This window comes from Mesorhizobium sp. M0185 (assembly GCF_040322175.1).
GTDB lineage: Bacteria > Pseudomonadota > Alphaproteobacteria > Rhizobiales > Rhizobiaceae > Mesorhizobium.
The window spans coordinates 11856-27072 of sequence record NZ_JAMYSY010000041.1 but is presented as its reverse complement, the minus strand read 5'-3'; the positions used below and the strand labels follow the sequence as shown (position 1 = coordinate 27072).

The following is a 15217-nucleotide window of genomic DNA, read 5'->3' as shown; positions in this document are numbered from 1 at the left end:
CTCCTCTGCCTCTGTTTGCTAATGTCCGCCGCCGTCCCAATCCTCCCCTCCTGACGGTGCTTTCTCAAGAGGATGAACTTTGTTGTCGTTGGCCGCCTGCAATTCCTCGAAATGTTCCCGAGCAACCCGCCGGCCCAACAAGCGGGCGATCGACAGGACGGCTCGTTCAGCCATGTCTCGTGCCGACATGTCAGCCCCGTAATCGTGGCTTGCGCTGTCTTTCCCAGGTTGGCCTCGTCCACCATGGCACGCCCGCTCTTCTGTATGATCGAGGGCATTGAGCGGCGTGATGATCAGCAAGACAAGTTCAGTTGGCGCGCGGTCGTAGTGTGGCGTGCAAATACTTGAGCACTGCGATTTGGGAATTCCGATGCCAGGCCAAATTACCAAAAGCTCTGCCCTCTTGCAATATCGCACGCGATATCCAATATGCCTGCATGAGACTGCTTTTCGATACGGCGACCATGGTGGCGGCGATCCGAAGTGACGCTGGCGCCTCGCGCCAACTGTTGGTGGCGGCTTTGGAGCGCCGGCTGACGCTCATCGCTTCGGTGCCGTTGATGATCGAGTACCAGGCGGTCATGACAAGGCCCGAGCACCTTGAGGCTTCCGCCCTGTCGGCCGAGGATGTGAACGCGTTGCTAGATGCCGTGGCGGCCGTCGCCGAGCAAGTTCGCCTTGTCTTCCTCTGGCGACCCGCCGTGCGCGACCCGGACGACGACATGGTGCTGGAAGCTGCGGTAAACGGACGGGCGGATGCTATAGTGACGTTCAACCTGCGCGACTTCGGCAAGGTGGCCGAGCGCTTCGGTATCATGGTCCTGTCGCCGGGTGAGGCGCTGAGACGATTGGAGAAAAAGACATGAGGAGAAGCAATTTCGCACTGCGGCTTCAGCTCTCGCTTCTCGATGAGGCGCGCAAGGTGGCGGAGAGCGAGGGCGTGCCGCTCAACCAGTTCATTAATGTGGCAGTCGCTGAGAAGCTTTCGGCGCTGCGCACGGAAAGTTACTTTCAGGAACGCGCTGCCCGTGCCGACATCCCCAAGGCGCTGGACATCCTGAAACGGGCCGGCAAAGGGAAGGCGCCGATCAAGGGCGACCAACTGCCGGAGTAACCCAGCCTGAGGGGTGGAGCGGTATCGTTCGTATCGCAGCCTTGCCTGCGTCCGAAGCGTCCGCTGGGCCGAAAACTGCCGGTCCAGGCTGGCGCGGCACGCGCCACCGCGAAGCGGCTCTGGCCTTGACGGGCTGGCTTCGGTCCGGCTTCGTCTCGACAAGCGGGCAGTTCTCTTGCCGGACATAATCTCCCCATCTATCGGGAAGAGTCTGGACGAGCCTTGCCGGACGCTGCTTCCGCCACGGCATTGGGCGAACCCGCTTGAAGATGGGCGAATACCCGAAACCAGAATCGATACTCCTGTGTCCGCCCGTCGCAACGCGCCGACACGGCGCCCCAGGCGATTGCGGTTGCGGCTGTCTTTCCCCACAGGGCTGTCGCTGCCTCTGCAGCTTCAGGCCACGGTCCATTTGTGCACGGCGGCATCGCGGTTGAAGGCATCCAGCAGATCGGGATCGCTCACCGCCGGATGGTGAGATGCCGCAAGAGTGCTCTGTGCTGGCAATTCCTGGCGGTTGAAGGGTGACGTGAGGCAGACGCTTCGCGCAAGTTGAGGGGTTCTCGGCTGAAGCCGGAAGTTGGGTTGGATGGGCTTCATAGCTCGCCTCCTTCTTCGTCTTTCAGGCGCGGAAACAGCAGCCAGCCCGCCGCTTGCCGAGCTTGCGACGCTGCTCGCCGCGAATGAACTGTTCCGGCATCGTCTGCTCGGCGATGAGCACCAGATCGCTGAGCGCCGAGCGGATTTGCGGCCAAGGGAACACGGAGCATTCCTCCCAGGCTTCGCCCTCGCGCAACACGGCATCGAGCTTGCCCGCCACACCGGCGAGAGTCGTAGCGGGGGTCGTTGAGAACGCTTCCAGCAGATCCTGTGCCCGGTCGCCAGCCTCGCACTCGGCCTTGAGCGCGGCGGTGTAACCAGCCTCCTCGGCAGCTGCATCCCAGCGAGCCTGAAGCGGCCGGGATCGAATTCATTCCAGAGAACGGTGGCGGCGCTGGTGTTCGCTTGTCACAGCGTTCCGCTGGCGCATGACAATCGGCTTTTTTGAGCCGCCGCACATGTGCGGCTAGCGGCCCAAATGGGCGCTTCAGCGCCAACAGGCGAACCAACACGTACGTCCGCAATGGGCCTGATCCCGGACCTTCGCACCGAGCTCTCACATGTCCGCTCGCGTGCTGGGTACCCTAGCAGCGGACGGTCTGCTCGGCCCCATTTCTGCCGCCTCGGACCGCGTGGGTAGTGGGAGAAATACGGCCCGATTCCATTCATCCGCTCCCGGCTGTCGCAAAAGGTATATAGCGCAAACGATGACATAGGGGTTCTCAGTTTCATCCTGTCGGGTGCAGCATTGCACAGTTCGCTTGCCGACAACTATTCCTGCTGGAATTGACAGGGCCAATCTTCAGGCCTCGTCAAGCCAGAAGGCAACTCGGTCCGGGCGTCTCCGCAAGCCATGTTGAGCTGCCACTGGGACAGACCCACCGAATTGGAAAGGTCGACGCCCTCGATACGGGTCAGAAAGAAAAAGGCGCGGTCAAAGTCTATCGGCGCGGTGAACGTCGCTCCCCGGAAGTCCGCCCGTGCGAGATTGGCAAACGAGAAGCGGCTGCCGCTGATATCGGCGTCATGGAACTGCGCACGCCCCAATTCTGCCTTTGTGAAATCAACATTGGTCAGATTGGCGTCCTGGAAATTCGAGCGCTGTATTTCCGCGCTCGCAAACACAGCGCCCTGCGCGTCCATACGGCTGAAGTCGGTCCTGTAGGCCTCGATTCTGTCGAACCGGGCGCCTTTGGCGGTCGAGTCGGCCAGGGAAGCACGCACAAGCGTTGCCTTCTCAAGATTTGCCGCACGGAGATTGGTGTTCCTGAGGTCGGTCGAAGTGAAATCAACACCGAACAGGTTCGCCCCGCTCAGGTCCTGTCCTTCTAGCATGAGAAGCTTCTTGTCACACTCGTGCCAATTGACGCCAGGCGTCGCGGCTGCGTGGCAATTGTGAGCAGCAGTGGCGTTCTGCCAAGCAAACACAGTGCAAACCGCTAGAACCAAGCCGGATGCGCCGTAAGCTCTGGTTCGCCTCAAAGTCATTGTTGCTGGACCTCTGCTACTCGCCGACACTCAACCTTACCACATCTGCTGACACTCGAGCCACGGTGACCACCGCCGTCACAGTTGGCGCATTTCTCATATTCAAGCTTTGATGTTAATCAACCGATCAACCCGCGCGTAGGGCGCGATTTGCGAGCGCCTCCCCATATCATCGGCGGTCCAGCAGAGATTCATTTGTCACCGGCCAGGCGCATCATTCCGTAGGTATGCTTGACTAAGCCGAGGAGAGCGGTCGTTCAGGATGGCGCGGTCGCGTGCCAAGATTGGCCTCCGCTCTGGACGTTTGTCTCGCTAATGAGGAGCCTGCTCGGGTGCTGATCGCCACCGCCGGCGTCCGCTGCCGACAAGCGTGAATCCGCTTGGTTCCGCACCGATCGGTACTTCCCGACGGCGAGGTTGACCCGGCACGGGGTGCTCGTCGCGTATCCTGATTCCGCTGTCGCATGAACCCCACGACTTCGCTTAGCGAGGCCGAAGTTGATCTCTGCCATCTACCAGGTCGAACCATCAACCCGGCATATTTGTGTCGTAAGCTGACGTGCCGCGAATACCCCGTTTTCGGTAGGCGGGCTTTATGGCGGGCGCCCAACCTATTCTTGTATTTTTATTGATGTAAACAATGACTTATGGCGGTGAGGGAGGATTCGAACTCCGCGCTTGGAAGAGCGTCCTTCTCGTCTTCACCGTGCAGGCCGGTTACTCTGGGCGGCAGAGTGCCCTTCCGCGCTTCGTTTCCGATATCAGCGCCGGCAACTGACCAAGGCATAGCGGGCTCGTAACGATAAGGACGGTTCTCGCTATTTGAGGACCGCAACGGGTTGGCGAGTCTAATCTGAGCGATCAAGCCCGCGCTCTGGACGAGGTCCCATCCTCACAGAATGTTCGCCCACCGGGACAAACGTGACGCAACGGAACGGAGGGTTCACCCGTAAGGTCTTGGGGAGGTTGCGAAAGGAGACCAGCATATGACCTGCGAACGAGACGTCGGCACGTTCGACGAGCCCGTGACCGTTTTGCTGTCCTCGGGCAAAGTCAGTGTTTCGAGCACCCGCGAAGCCGCCGAAATGCTGCTTTACCGCTGGCCCATTGGAGAAACCGGCCGCCGCATCCAAGCTCGTATGGCGTGCATGAAGGTGCTCGGCGGCGGCAGCGCACCGGATGTAGCGCGCGTGGCATTTCTCAGCGCCGCCAAAGAAGCGAAAATCCTGGACGCTTAACCGTCTCGTCAACGCGTGCCCCACCACTGTCCATCGTGCATCACTCTTGCAGCGGCCATTACATTTGTGCAAACATCGTGCGTCGATCATGCGGAGACGCCGAATGCTTGCGCGAGAGGCTGGAGCCGCGGATCTGCACTCTACGTCGACCCGCGAGTTGACGCGCTCTGTGGCGAATTCCACGTAGAGATCGTCCCCAAGGGCCGCTATCCGAAAGAAGGCCAGACGCGCGCCGTCGGCTCCATCCGCCGGCTGATCGACAATCATGGCGCTGAGCATGCACGGTTGGTCCTGCGTGTCCTGGCTGAGGGCCGCGGCGAACCACGCGCTCACCGAAGAAAGCAGCCTGACGGCCGTCTCTGACTTGCTGCTGGCCGGTCCGGACCTAGTGGAGCAGGGCATGGCCGCCGTGCTCGAGGTTTTCGACGCGATCCCGCTCGGCGCATACATGGCGATCGTCAATGAGCTGCGCGGCCGCGTTCATCAGGGGCATGCGCTAGCTGGGATCCTTACCGGCGCCTCCGGGAGAGCTCGCTAACGCAAAGGAGTATTCGGTCCCGGATGGCCAAGGCGGACGCCAGCGAGGCTGAAAAGGGCCGGCAGGGCTTCACCAAGCGCCAGCGCAGCCGCGAGGAACTGATCGCACTCGGCAAGAGGATGCTCGCGGTCAAGGCGTCAGTGCCTCATGGCGAGTTCGGACCATGGCTGCGCGATCAGCCTATCACGTACGATTTGGCTTTGCAGGCGATGCGGCTGGCCCGCAGCTGCTGACTAGAAGCGATCGGCCGAACCAAAGAAGAGGCGCTCCCTTGTTTCGCGCCGTATTCCCCATCTAGCCTGCACTATTGTCAGTTGAGGTGACGGGTATGAAACAGAATCAGGTTGGCATTCAGCGATCATTCGCAAGCAACGCATTGGCCATCGGGCTTTTGATATCGAGCATATCTCTGGCAGGGTGCACTACAGTCTCAAATAGCGGTGCGGATGGTCGACGCCGCTGTCCGGCACCTATACGGATATTGTCGTTGTGACGGTCACCTTTGAGATAGGCGCATGGAGCCGGCGCTTGCTGGGGATTGCCCAGGCCCGGCACGATGCTCCGCCCGACCCCCTACTCGTGCCGGGCACACTCCTCCGGCTCATTAGTCACTGCTCTCAAGCGGCTCCCCTATCTCGAAGACGCTCCCGCGTGCTGAGCAGGCGGTTGATCAATTGACAAGCAGCCTGTGATCGTAAGGTTTTAAGGTTTCGCCAGCAGTGGTCCTCCATCGCACCAGCCTCCCGCATCGGCTGCGGCGTCCGATACCCTGACGTGAGGATCACCTTCACGCAAGGAGATCGGTGGGCGTATCCGGGCGGGCGCGTTGCGCAAGTCTATTTCGCGCCAAAAGGGGCGAGGGATGTCCTAGATTAGACTGGACCAGGCGCATAAGCGTCGGAGGCGTAGCCGTCGAAAACGAACTCGTGTTTGAGGTTCCGGTCCGCGGAACAGCAGTTATCCAGAAATGGAACTGACTTTGAACTGTTTCGCTTGCCCGGTTGACAATCGAGGGGTCCCGTTCGGCGATCACCAAGCCTTTAAACTGCACGAGCTGTAAGCCCGTCCGTAAAGCACCCTTACCTTTAGTCGTAATACACGACACGGTCCCGTCCTTCCGACTTGGCGCGGAAGAGCGCCAGATCGGCCGCCTTGATGAGGTCATTTGGCGTGTGGTTCTCATCAGGCACCATGGTTGCAACACCGACGCTGATTGTCACCCGCTCAGAACCGTGTGGAATGCTCAAGGCTCGCACGCTCTGCACGAGCCGCTCGGCCATAGCGCCCGACTGCGCCTGCAAAATATCGACCACCACCACGACGAACTCTTCGCCGCCGTAGCGCGCCGCGAGATCGGTCGAGCGGTTGCAACTGCTTTGGATTACACTGGCGACCTGCTTCAGCACCTCGTCGCCTGCCATGTGGCCATAGGTGTCGTTGTAGCGCTTGAAGTGATCGGCATCGATCATAAACAACGACAGCGGGCTCTTCGTGCGGACCGCGCGCTTCCATTCCGCCGCGAGATATTCATCGAAGTAGCGCCGGTTTCCCAGACCTGTGAGACCGTCAATCCGTGTGAGACGTTCCAGCTCGAGATTCGCGCGCATTAATTGCCGCTGGCTTTCTCGCAGGGCCCTGTATGCCTCCTCTCGCTGAACGTGGTCAAGATAGGCCCGGGAGTGATAACGGACACGAGCGACCAACTCGATACGGTCCGGCAGTTTGACCAAATAGTCGTTCGCTCCGGCCTCGAATGCCTCGCCCTTGATGGCCGGATCTTCTTTACTTGACAGCACGATGACGGGGACAGAATGCGTCGAGGAATTCTTTCGGTATTGCCGTACCAAGTCCAGCCCATCAACGCCCGGCATGACAAGATCCTGCAGGATGACCGTTGGCTTCACTTCGTCGGCAACTGTAGTCGCTTTGAGCGGATCGGTGCAGAAGTGGAAATCTATGTCCGGCTGGTTTGCGAGCGCGCGCCGGACCGCTTCACAGATCATTATCTGGTCGTCCACCAGCAGAACCATTGACGAGTAATTGTCTGCCAGGGGTGAGACGAGATTGGATTTGCCCGTCATAGAATAACCTTTCAGCAAGATGGGCCGCACGCCTCGATTAGGCGCGGGGCGATTGAGTCAAGCGGTAGGATCTCGACAGCGGCACCGATGGCAGCGGCGGCTTTGGGCATCCCATAGACCGCACTCGACGCGCTGTCTTGAGCGATTGTCAAATGCCCTTTGTCGCGTAGCAGCTTGAGCCCTTGGGCACCATCTCTACCCATGCCCGTGAGCAAGACACCGATCACGACACCCGGCCACCACTGCGCGGCGCTCTCAAGGAATACATCTACGGAGGGACGGTAGACGTTGTTGTGCGGCTTCGGGGTATAGCCGAGCTTGTGGGCTGACTTGAAGACGAGATGATCAGCCGTGGCCGCAATTAAAACGGTGCCGGCCTCGGGCTCATCTCCTTCGCGTGCCGGACGGATTGGAAGTGCCGCATGCTGGCCGAGCCAGTTTGCAAAACCGGGTACGAACTGCGCATCGAGATGCTGTACGAGAACTATTGCGGCCGTGAAATTGCTCGGAAATGCGCCGAGGATCGCGGCAACAGCTGCGGGCCCGCCCGCAGACGCGCCGATGGCAATAAGGTGCTGTGCCGATGACACAGACGGGGGCAATGTCCGTGTGCCCCAATTTGAAGACGGCGCGTCACGTACGAGTTTGCTGATCGTCGTTATCTTCTTGATGAGAAGCTGTGCGGACCGTCCGGACCCCGGGCCGTCAGAGCCGATCGAGGGGATGTCGACCGCGTCAAGCGCGCCATACCCCATTGCTTCATAGACACCAGGAATGTTGGCCTCAATGCTCGCCGTGACCAGCAGAATCAGGCATGGCGTCTTCGCCATGATCCTGCGCGTAGCCTCGACGCCATCCATTTCCGGCATCACCAGGTCCATGAGGATCAGGTCCGGGAGGTCTCGTTGGCAGGCCTCTACTGCCTCACGCCCGTTAACGGCGATCCAGGCCACCTGATGTTCCGGGGTTGATACAACCAATCGCCGCAGAAGCTCGACCGCAAGAGGCATATCGTTGACGATAGCGATCCTCATTGATGGATACACACGCTGCGCCTCATTCTGTCGCCTGGCCGATCAGGTCGACGACTGCATGGAGCAGTGTCTCGTCGTGGAAACTCCCTTTAGTCAGGTAGTAGTCCGCGCCGGCGTCCAGACCTCGCCTGCGATCGTCTTCGCGATCTTTGTACGACACGATCATGATCGGGGTGTTCCCGAGCCGGCTGTCCTTCTTCATCAAGGTCACCAGTTCGATGCCGTCCATGCGCGGCATATCAACATCGGTGATAACAAGATCGAATGGTTCAGACCGTATGGCGTTCCATCCATCCATACCATCAATCGCCACCTCGACCTCATAGCCGTTATTGTCCAGCAGCTTGCGTTCGAGCTCACGTACCGTCAAAGAATCGTCGACCACCAGAACGCGCTTGCGCCTCCTAAGATCGGGGCTGGTAGTGCCACGCCGCAAGGTGCGTAGGCCGCCGGATGACGCGAGCTTGTCTACTGATCGGATCAGATCGTCGACATCAACGATAAGCACGGGCGAACCATCTTCCATCAACGCCGCCGCGCTGATGTCCTTGACCTTGGCAAAGCGAGGATCTAGCGGCCGGACCACCAACTCGCGCTCGCCCAGGAAGCGATCGACAATCAACCCGTGGGTTTCACCGTGATCACCATTAATCAGAACGACTGAAAGTTCATCGGCGTCTGCTTGCGGCTCGGCGCGGTCAAGAACCTCGTGCGCGGTGACTAGTCCGATCTGTCGATCCTCGAAGCGGAAATGCGGCCGGCCTTCGAGCAGTTCGATGCGCGTGCGCGGCAACTTTATCGTGCTGGCGATGCCTGCGAGCGGGAAGGCGTATGGCTCTCCGTCAATGTCGACGAGCAGCGTGCGGAGCACCGACAAGGTCAACGGCAGCTGTAGTTGAAATCGGGTTCCGAAGCCGAACTCTGAGGAGACGGTTGCGAGGCCTCGGACCTGCTTGGTCATCGCCTGTACGGCATCGAGCCCCACGCCGCGTCCGGAGATGTTGCTAACCGTCGCTTTCATCGAAAAGCCTGGCAGAAACAGAAATTCGAGCAATTCCGCTTCGGCAAGTCTGCCGACGGTCTCCTCTGTCGTCAGGCCGCGCGCCACGATCGTCTCGCGCAGCTTGTTCAGATCGATTCCCCTTCCGTCGTCCGCGACGATTATCTGCAGCAGGCCCGCATTGTGCCGTGCTTCGAGCCTGATGACACCTTCTTCAGATTTGCCGGCTGCTATACGTTCGTCGGTCGTTTCGAGCCCATGGTCGACAGCATTGCGGAGGAGATGGCCGAGTGGTGCCTCGAGTTGGTCCAGGATGTCGCGATCGATGCCAGTTGAGCCCCCGACGATGTCTAACCGCACGTTCTTCCCCAAGGTTCGGCCAAGGTCGCGCACCGTCCTTGAGTAGTGCCGGACGCCATCCTCGAAGGGGCGCATGCGACTCGCCAGCGTTTCGTCATAGAGTCGGTTCGCAAGGTCAGTGGCTCTGCGGTCAATCGAGTCCAATTCGTCAAGGCGCTCTGCGAGGAACGTCTGGCTCAGCCGAAGTTTTTGCAGCGCCTCTGCCAGTGCTTGCACCGCCCGATCGTCCTTAGGAATCTCGGCCAGTGCGTCGCCTAGCACGTCGAAGGCAATGGCCAGATCCGACTGAATCCGTTTCAGTCGAAGTAGGCCGCCCGTAAACGGCCTGAGGCGACGAGCCTCCATCAGGGACTCACCGGCAAGCCCTAGTAAGCGGTTTAGACTATCGGCCGTTACCCGCACCATACGGTCGGAACCGACGCCGCCATAAGGTTGAAGAAGTGGTTCCGATCGAGCGAGGACGCCCGTTTCCTTCGCCGAAGAGGCCCACGGCGCCTCCTGCGGGGCAGCATTTGAGCCGGCGAGCTCCGTCTCTGATACTGTAAGCACCTTGGCTGTCGATGGGGAGGATGCCTGCTCAAGCGCCAGCAGAAAACCGGCTATTTCCAGTTTGGCGCTCTCATCGGCCGAGGCAGGCTCACTGGCTATGGATCCGAGGAGATCGACGCCTTTCAAAAGTGTATCGATGTGCTCGCGACTCAGGCTGAGACGCCCCCGCTGTGCGGCGACCAGGCACTCTTCCATCGCGTGCGCAACTTCCACCGCCGGCGTCAGATCGACGATCCGGGCCGCCCCCTTCAGCGAATGGGCAGCCCGCATGCAAGCGTCGAGACTCTGGGCGGACACGGGATCGCGTTCGAGCGCTAGCAGACCGGACGTCAGGGCCTGCGACTGCGTCTCCAATTCGGCCCGAAAGAGGTCGAGCATCGAAAATTGGCTGTAGTCCGCGCCGCTCATGCGATAGCTCGATCGAGCATGGCCAGCAGCAGCGCCTCGTCCAGACAACCGACCGCGCCCCTTCGCCACGAGACCATGGCTGCCGTCATGGTCGAGGACGCCTTGCCAACGGTAGCAGGCACGGCAAGCTTGTCGCTCTGTTTGAATCGATAAATGCCGTGCATTTCGTCCACAGCAAAAGCAACGCGCTTGTCGCTGTTGCCGACGACGATAAGACGCGGAAATGCCTTGGTCCGCGTGTCCTGTACCCGCGTTTTGCGGTCGTCTACTCCGAGCAGTTTGGCCAACGAAACGCAAACCAGCAATTCGCCTCGAACATTGACGATGCCGAGAACCGCACTGTTCCTGCGGTGTGGCAGCGAATGAATGCTACGCAGCTCGGCCACTTCTTGGAAGCAGCCAACCGGAAGCGCCAGCCATTCCTCGCCGAGACGAAAGACAACGACCGTCTGAAATGCAATGCCCTCGGCATTCCCGACTGGTTCATCGGTCCTTGCCTGGGCAAAATGTCGGGCCCACTCGTCCCGATAGCCGGGCGGCAGCGGACGGTTCAGGAGGTTCCGTGCGATTTCCTTATAGGTCGGGCAGTTCCGGCAGTGGAGATGCTGCTCCAGTTCAGGGCACGATCTGTCACCACGAACGCCTATTTGCCGCCAGCAGTCGCCGATGGCGATGTCCGGCACCGATGATGCGCTACCGGGCTCAGCTGACGTCAAGTGCCGCTCCTTTTCCCAATGCGACCGAGCCGCCCGGTGAGTGCCTCGGCACCGGCGATGTCACCCTGCTTGCGAAGCAGCAGCGCAAGATGCGCGAGGGCTTCTTGATGGCGGGGTTCGAGATAGAGGGCCTTGCGATAGTTCTGGATCGCCTCGGAACGCGCATCTTCTGCATCCTGAGCTAGCCCGAGCAGATAGAAGATTTCCGGCGAGGGACCGTATTCCCCGAGATGCGTCAGCGCGAGTTCCTTTGCTTCCGCAACTCGTCCGGCATTGGCGGTGCGTTCTACAGAAGCGAGGCTTTGGGCCGCCCGCTCAGACGGGTGGACGGAGCGCTCCACTTTCGCTGCATTGCTGGAGGCCGGCCGGATCGGGCTCAGCACTTTGCTGACGTCAGAGATAGGAGCAGGGGTGGCCGGACCGAAGCGCGACTTGGAGGGGGCAACCGTCCGGGGCGCCTTAGCCGGCTCCACGTTCGTGAACGCAAACGCCATGGGTAATCGCGCTGAAGCAAAGCCGTGCAGAATCGGAAGGCCTGATTCCGCTGGACCGACGAGCAGCAGGCCATCTGGCGCGAGGAGGGTCTTCAGACAAACCAGCGCGCGATCTTGCAGGTTTCGGTTGAAATAGATCAGCAGGTTGCGGCAAAAAATAATGTCGTACGGTGCCGGCCCATACGAGGCCGCAGGATCAAACAGGTTGCCAAGCCTGAACCGGACTTGCTTCAGGACCCGCACCTCAGGCCGTAGTCCGCCTTCGGCCGCTTCGAGATAGCGCCCTCTGAATTCGAGAAAATCGCCGCGAAATGAGTTGCGCCCGTAGACCGCGCGCTCCGCGGCCGCGAGATTGCCCGTGCTCACGTCGACAGCGTCAATCTTGAAATCCTGTGCTCCGAAACCAGCATCGAACATGGCCATCGCCATCGAATAGGGCTCTTCGCCTGTCGAACATGGTAGGCTCAAGAGCATTATGGGTTGACCCGGCCGCATGCGCGCCCGTGCATGACGCGTCATTGCAGTGAAAGCTTCACGATCTCGGAAGAACCATGTCTCCGGTACGACAACCGCGTTGATCAGTTCCTGGAGCTCGGATGGGGAGCCAGCCAGCAATTGCCAATAATCTTGAAGCTCACTGATCTGGCAGGCTGACATCCGCTCCCGGAGCGCGTGACGGATCACCGACAGACCGACAGTGCCGCTGTCCAGTCCAATCTTTTCCCTCAGTAGCTGTTCGACCGCACCAAACATCATGAACTCATCGCGACCTGACGGAACAGCGTTTCGCGAATGTCGTCCGATAGCAGCGCTTCGGCCCTGACCCACTGGACAAGTCCTCTATCGTCGGACGCCACGGGGCCCAAGTAGGGCGGAGTTCCCGCCTCCATCCCGGACGGCGCGAAGTCAGAAGGATCCCGCTCGAGCATATCGGTCGCTCGTTCAGCAACAAGCGCAAGCAGGTGGTTCTCACCATCCTTGGTTGGATAGCGTATCAGAACGATTCGTGTGCTCAGCACCAGCGCCGAAGGGCGGCCAAGCGCAAGCAGGCTGAGATCGATCATGGGAACGGGTAAGCCCCGGCAGTTGATTAGGCCTACTACGCCGTTCGGCGCGTCCGGCAGCCTTCTCACGCCGATGTAAGGCAGGACCTCTTCAACCTGCTCCATGTCCAGCACATACCGGTCGCTACCTATACAGAACCCGAGGAATAGCATTGTCGTCCTAGCTCGCAGGCACCTCTCGCAGCGCCCGCAGTTTGAAACGGGAAATGCTGCTGCGTAACCCGCCCGAAACCTGATTGAGTTCGTCGATCGCGAGCGTGGATTGCTGGAGGGATTCAACCGTTTGCTGAGCGGCTTCGCTCAATTGTATCAGCGTCTCACTGATCTGCGCTGCGCCCGTTGCCTGGGCCTGCATTCCTTCATTGGCGACTTCGAAGCGTGGTACCAGGCCCTGGACCTGCTGAATAATCTCGTAGAGTTGGCCGCCGACCTGCTGCACATCTTGCATGCCACGTCGGACCTCCTCGGAGAATTTGTCCATGCCCATGACGCCGGCTGCGACGGCGGATTGAATTTCCTTGACCATTTGCTCGATGTCGTATGTCGAGACGGCGGTTTGGTCGGCAAGCCGCCGGATCTCCGTTGCCACGACCGCAAAGCCTCGCCCATATTGACCCGCCTTCTCAGCCTCGATTGCGGCGTTTAGCGAAAGAAGGTTGGTCTGGTCGGCAACCTTGGTGATCGTGGTCACCACCTGATTGATATTGCCGGCCTTCTCGCTCAGGATCGCAAGTTTGGAATTAATCGCGGTGGCGGCTTCCATGACGTGCTGCATGGTTGCCTCCATGCGTGCCAGCCCTGCTTGTCCGCCGGTGGCGAGCGTGGCGGTTTGCTCGGCGACCGCAGAAACTTCGCTCATCGTTCGTACGAGCTCATTGGAGGTTGCCGAGATTTCCTTCGCGGTCGCTCGGATTTCGGTCGTAGTGGCCGCGATCTCATTTGCGGTTGCCTGCTGTTCCTTTGAGGTGGCGGCCACCTCGGTTATCGATGTGTTGACTTGAATGCTGGATTTCTGAACCTGGCCTATCAGCGTGGTGAGATCGTCGGCCATGGTGTTGAAGCCCTCAGCCAGCGTGTCAAACTCGTCCTTGCGCTTCAAATCGAGGCGCCCGCTGAAGTCGCCCAGGCGCATTACACGGACGAGATCGAGCAATCGGCCAAGCGGGACACTAACGGCACGGAATAGAAGATAGCCGCACAAAAGGGCCAAACCGAGTGCTACGAGGAACCCGGCAATCAGGCCCAACTTCGCTGTGCGGACGATCGAACCTATCTTTTGGGTCGAGCTGTTTGCCTCTCCTCTATGGTCCTCGACCATGGCTTGCAGAGCCGATTGCAATTTCCGAAAGATTGGCTCCACATTGTTCTTGATGGCCGGGCGCTCGTTGGGGATCTCTCCCTTCGCCAACGCGGCACGACTGGCATCCAGTACGGCGGTTTCGGCTTGGCGGAATTGATCGGCGAGGTCCTTGACGACAGCGTAGTTCTGCTTGTCCAAATCGGACTCAATGGTCTCTTCATACTCGTCCATCGACCGTTGCAGGGCGTCGCGGTTCGCCTTGATGGTAGCCTCGAAAGCCCGTTTGTCGGCAGGATTGTCCTGAAGAGCATATTCCTGGAGAAGACTATGGGCATCCATCTGTCCCATCATGATCTGGGTGCTGTGATAGAGGTCCGGAAGAGTTTCCTTTTCCACGCTGGTCGCTTCTTGCTCCGTCTGGAGAAACCAAACGTATGTAATGATGGCCATAACCGACATGACAACCAGAACGGCCGCGAAACTGGCGAGTATGCGGCGGCGTATCGTCAAGCTGTTCATCGGGCTCAGTTCCGCCAGGGGCGCTAATTGATTTGTTGGCACGACTAGCCCAGCACCGCGTTGCGACTATGCCGAACAGGCGAGATTCATTCGAATCGCGGAATCTAATGTTGGAAACGTTTCTTTTCCGTTCACGTCGCGCCCACAAGCCGCCTGCGAACGGCATGTACGCGTCCAAACCAATGGTCGATCGCATCGGCCGCAACTGGAAAGTATCTCCAACATCGAGCGTGGCAACCAACTCCCCTCCATTGAAACGCTCGTGAGTCGCGCGTGTTCTCAGCGACGGATTGCTTCGAAGGCCTGGCAAGGGGGCGCGCTGTTTCGCGCGAGAGCGCACATAGCTCGAGGTGGAACTCCTGGAAGCGCCGTGCAATTGGCGCCTAGGCTTGTCAAAGTGGAGCGCGTGCAGGTGAGGCCTGCTTGCCGTGCACGCTTTGCGCTGGCGCAAATCTGATTTCATTTGTCGCGGCTATGGCCGTTAGCCCATCCACGAGGGCGAAACACTCGCAAAGTCAATCATCGAGACTGGAAACGCTAACCCGATACGCGACTGGCGCCGCCGGTTGAAGAGAGGGCCAGCGACCAGCAGCGTGCTCGCCGAGTGCGGCCGCGGAAACTTGTGCCGGCCGCGCCAAGGAGCGGATATATCAAATGGAGCGCAATTCTTAGCCATTCCTTCATCCATCTTTCGTTAAATACCCCATGGAAATG

The 15217-nt window shown here is 59.8% G+C and carries 17 protein-coding genes; 5 read left to right on the top strand and 12 right to left on the bottom strand.

Annotation, left to right across the window (positions count from 1 at the left end; genetic code table 11):
* Positions 1 to 18: 18 nt before the first annotated feature.
* A complete protein-coding gene (locus NKJ20_RS25645; protein ID WP_352747912.1) occupies positions 19 to 300 on the bottom strand; it encodes a hypothetical protein in 282 nt (93 codons plus the stop codon).
* A gap of 137 nt (positions 301 to 437) precedes the next feature.
* Here NKJ20_RS25645 and NKJ20_RS25640 point away from each other — a divergent pair, with 137 nt between their 5' ends.
* Together NKJ20_RS25640 and NKJ20_RS25635 are read left to right on the top strand one after the other, a co-directional pair.
* Complete coding sequence (locus NKJ20_RS25640) at positions 438 to 866, top strand: putative toxin-antitoxin system toxin component, PIN family (protein ID WP_352747946.1); 429 nt, start codon at positions 438 to 440, stop codon at positions 864 to 866.
* A complete protein-coding gene (locus NKJ20_RS25635) occupies positions 863 to 1114 on the top strand; it encodes a toxin-antitoxin system HicB family antitoxin (RefSeq protein ID WP_352747909.1) in 252 nt (83 codons plus the stop codon). Before NKJ20_RS25640 ends, NKJ20_RS25635 begins: the two co-directional genes overlap by 4 nt.
* Positions 1115 to 1311: 197 nt before the next feature.
* Here NKJ20_RS25635 and NKJ20_RS34185 read toward each other — a convergent pair whose 3' ends face one another.
* From NKJ20_RS34185 to NKJ20_RS25620, 4 genes are all read right to left on the bottom strand, one after another.
* Positions 1312 to 1542 (bottom strand): Y4oE-related protein, encoded by a 231-nt coding sequence (locus tag NKJ20_RS34185; RefSeq protein ID WP_502896152.1) that lies wholly within the window; start codon positions 1540 to 1542, stop codon positions 1312 to 1314.
* Positions 1511 to 1714, bottom strand: a complete 204-nt coding sequence (locus NKJ20_RS25630) for a hypothetical protein (RefSeq protein WP_352453311.1) — start codon at positions 1712 to 1714, stop codon at positions 1511 to 1513. The genes NKJ20_RS34185 and NKJ20_RS25630 overlap by 32 nt, the downstream gene beginning before the upstream one ends.
* Before the next feature lie 22 nt (positions 1715 to 1736).
* Positions 1737 to 1934 (bottom strand): hypothetical protein, encoded by a 198-nt coding sequence (locus NKJ20_RS25625; RefSeq protein WP_352453312.1) that lies wholly within the window; start codon positions 1932 to 1934, stop codon positions 1737 to 1739.
* A gap of 551 nt (positions 1935 to 2485) precedes the next feature.
* Positions 2486 to 3202 carry a pentapeptide repeat-containing protein gene (locus tag NKJ20_RS25620; protein ID WP_502902829.1) on the bottom strand — a complete coding sequence of 239 codons (717 nt, stop codon included), beginning with the start codon at positions 3200 to 3202 and terminating at the stop codon, positions 2486 to 2488.
* A 986-nt stretch (positions 3203 to 4188) separates the two neighbouring features.
* Here NKJ20_RS25620 and NKJ20_RS25615 point away from each other — a divergent pair.
* From NKJ20_RS25615 to NKJ20_RS25605, 3 genes are all read left to right on the top strand, one after another.
* Entirely contained in the window at positions 4189 to 4440 is a 252-nt protein-coding gene (locus NKJ20_RS25615) for a DUF982 domain-containing protein (RefSeq protein WP_352615260.1), read from the top strand.
* 265 nt (positions 4441 to 4705) lie between these two features.
* Entirely contained in the window at positions 4706 to 4978 is a 273-nt protein-coding gene (locus NKJ20_RS25610) for a PDZ domain-containing protein (RefSeq protein WP_352615262.1), read from the top strand.
* Positions 4979 to 5001: 23 nt separating this feature from the next.
* Positions 5002 to 5211, top strand: a complete 210-nt coding sequence (locus tag NKJ20_RS25605; RefSeq protein WP_352615263.1) for a hypothetical protein — start codon at positions 5002 to 5004, stop codon at positions 5209 to 5211.
* 852 nt (positions 5212 to 6063) lie between these two features.
* On the opposite strand, the gene NKJ20_RS25600 is transcribed toward NKJ20_RS25605, so the two are convergent.
* Genes NKJ20_RS25600 through NKJ20_RS25570 form a run of 7 tightly spaced genes read right to left on the bottom strand, consistent with a single transcriptional unit; the run spans position 6064 to position 14503 of the window.
* The gene (locus NKJ20_RS25600; RefSeq protein ID WP_031195385.1) at positions 6064 to 7059 is read right to left on the bottom strand and encodes a response regulator; all 996 of its coding nucleotides are present in this window, start codon (positions 7057 to 7059) and stop codon (positions 6064 to 6066) included.
* A gap of 11 nt (positions 7060 to 7070) precedes the next feature.
* Positions 7071 to 8093, bottom strand: a complete 1023-nt coding sequence (locus tag NKJ20_RS25595; RefSeq protein WP_352747903.1) for a chemotaxis response regulator protein-glutamate methylesterase — start codon at positions 8091 to 8093, stop codon at positions 7071 to 7073.
* A gap of 22 nt (positions 8094 to 8115) precedes the next feature.
* Positions 8116 to 10410: a hybrid sensor histidine kinase/response regulator gene (locus tag NKJ20_RS25590; RefSeq protein ID WP_352747901.1), complete on the bottom strand. Its 2295-nt coding sequence runs from the start codon at positions 10408 to 10410 to the stop codon at positions 8116 to 8118.
* Positions 10407 to 11126, bottom strand: a complete 720-nt coding sequence (locus NKJ20_RS25585) for a chemotaxis protein CheW (protein WP_352747898.1) — start codon at positions 11124 to 11126, stop codon at positions 10407 to 10409. The genes NKJ20_RS25590 and NKJ20_RS25585 overlap by 4 nt, the downstream gene beginning before the upstream one ends.
* Positions 11123 to 12373 (bottom strand): CheR family methyltransferase, encoded by a 1251-nt coding sequence (locus NKJ20_RS25580; protein WP_352747896.1) that lies wholly within the window; start codon positions 12371 to 12373, stop codon positions 11123 to 11125. The genes NKJ20_RS25585 and NKJ20_RS25580 overlap by 4 nt, the downstream gene beginning before the upstream one ends.
* Complete coding sequence (locus NKJ20_RS25575) at positions 12373 to 12837, bottom strand: chemotaxis protein CheW (protein ID WP_352529197.1); 465 nt, start codon at positions 12835 to 12837, stop codon at positions 12373 to 12375. The genes NKJ20_RS25580 and NKJ20_RS25575 overlap by 1 nt, the downstream gene beginning before the upstream one ends.
* A 7-nt stretch (positions 12838 to 12844) precedes the next feature.
* Positions 12845 to 14503, bottom strand: coding sequence for a methyl-accepting chemotaxis protein (locus NKJ20_RS25570; RefSeq protein ID WP_352747894.1), 1659 nt, complete (start codon positions 14501 to 14503; stop codon positions 12845 to 12847).
* Positions 14504 to 15217: the final 714 nt, after the last annotated feature.

Excerpts from the sequence above, each read along its gene's own strand:
- NKJ20_RS25640 (WP_352747946.1), top strand. The coding sequence starts at position 438 with ATGAGACTGCTTTTCGATACGGCGACCATGGTGGCGGCGATCCGAAGT.
- NKJ20_RS25635 (WP_352747909.1), top strand. The coding sequence starts at position 863 with ATGAGGAGAAGCAATTTCGCACTGCGGCTTCAGCTCTCGCTTCTCGAT.
- NKJ20_RS34185 (WP_502896152.1), bottom strand. The coding sequence starts at position 1,542 with ATGCCGCCGTGCACAAATGGACCGTGGCCTGAAGCTGCAGAGGCAGCG.
- NKJ20_RS25630 (WP_352453311.1), bottom strand. The coding sequence starts at position 1,714 with ATGAAGCCCATCCAACCCAACTTCCGGCTTCAGCCGAGAACCCCTCAA.
- NKJ20_RS25620 (WP_502902829.1), bottom strand. The coding sequence starts at position 3,202 with ATGACTTTGAGGCGAACCAGAGCTTACGGCGCATCCGGCTTGGTTCTA.
- NKJ20_RS25615 (WP_352615260.1), top strand. The coding sequence starts at position 4,189 with ATGACCTGCGAACGAGACGTCGGCACGTTCGACGAGCCCGTGACCGTT.
- NKJ20_RS25610 (WP_352615262.1), top strand. The coding sequence starts at position 4,706 with ATGGCGCTGAGCATGCACGGTTGGTCCTGCGTGTCCTGGCTGAGGGCC.
- NKJ20_RS25605 (WP_352615263.1), top strand. The coding sequence starts at position 5,002 with ATGGCCAAGGCGGACGCCAGCGAGGCTGAAAAGGGCCGGCAGGGCTTC.
- NKJ20_RS25600 (WP_031195385.1), bottom strand. The coding sequence starts at position 7,059 with ATGACGGGCAAATCCAATCTCGTCTCACCCCTGGCAGACAATTACTCG.
- NKJ20_RS25595 (WP_352747903.1), bottom strand. The coding sequence starts at position 8,093 with ATGAGGATCGCTATCGTCAACGATATGCCTCTTGCGGTCGAGCTTCTG.
- NKJ20_RS25590 (WP_352747901.1), bottom strand. The coding sequence starts at position 10,410 with ATGAGCGGCGCGGACTACAGCCAATTTTCGATGCTCGACCTCTTTCGG.
- NKJ20_RS25580 (WP_352747896.1), bottom strand. The coding sequence starts at position 12,373 with ATGTTTGGTGCGGTCGAACAGCTACTGAGGGAAAAGATTGGACTGGAC.
- NKJ20_RS25575 (WP_352529197.1), bottom strand. The coding sequence starts at position 12,837 with ATGCTATTCCTCGGGTTCTGTATAGGTAGCGACCGGTATGTGCTGGAC.
- NKJ20_RS25570 (WP_352747894.1), bottom strand. The coding sequence starts at position 14,503 with ATGAACAGCTTGACGATACGCCGCCGCATACTCGCCAGTTTCGCGGCC.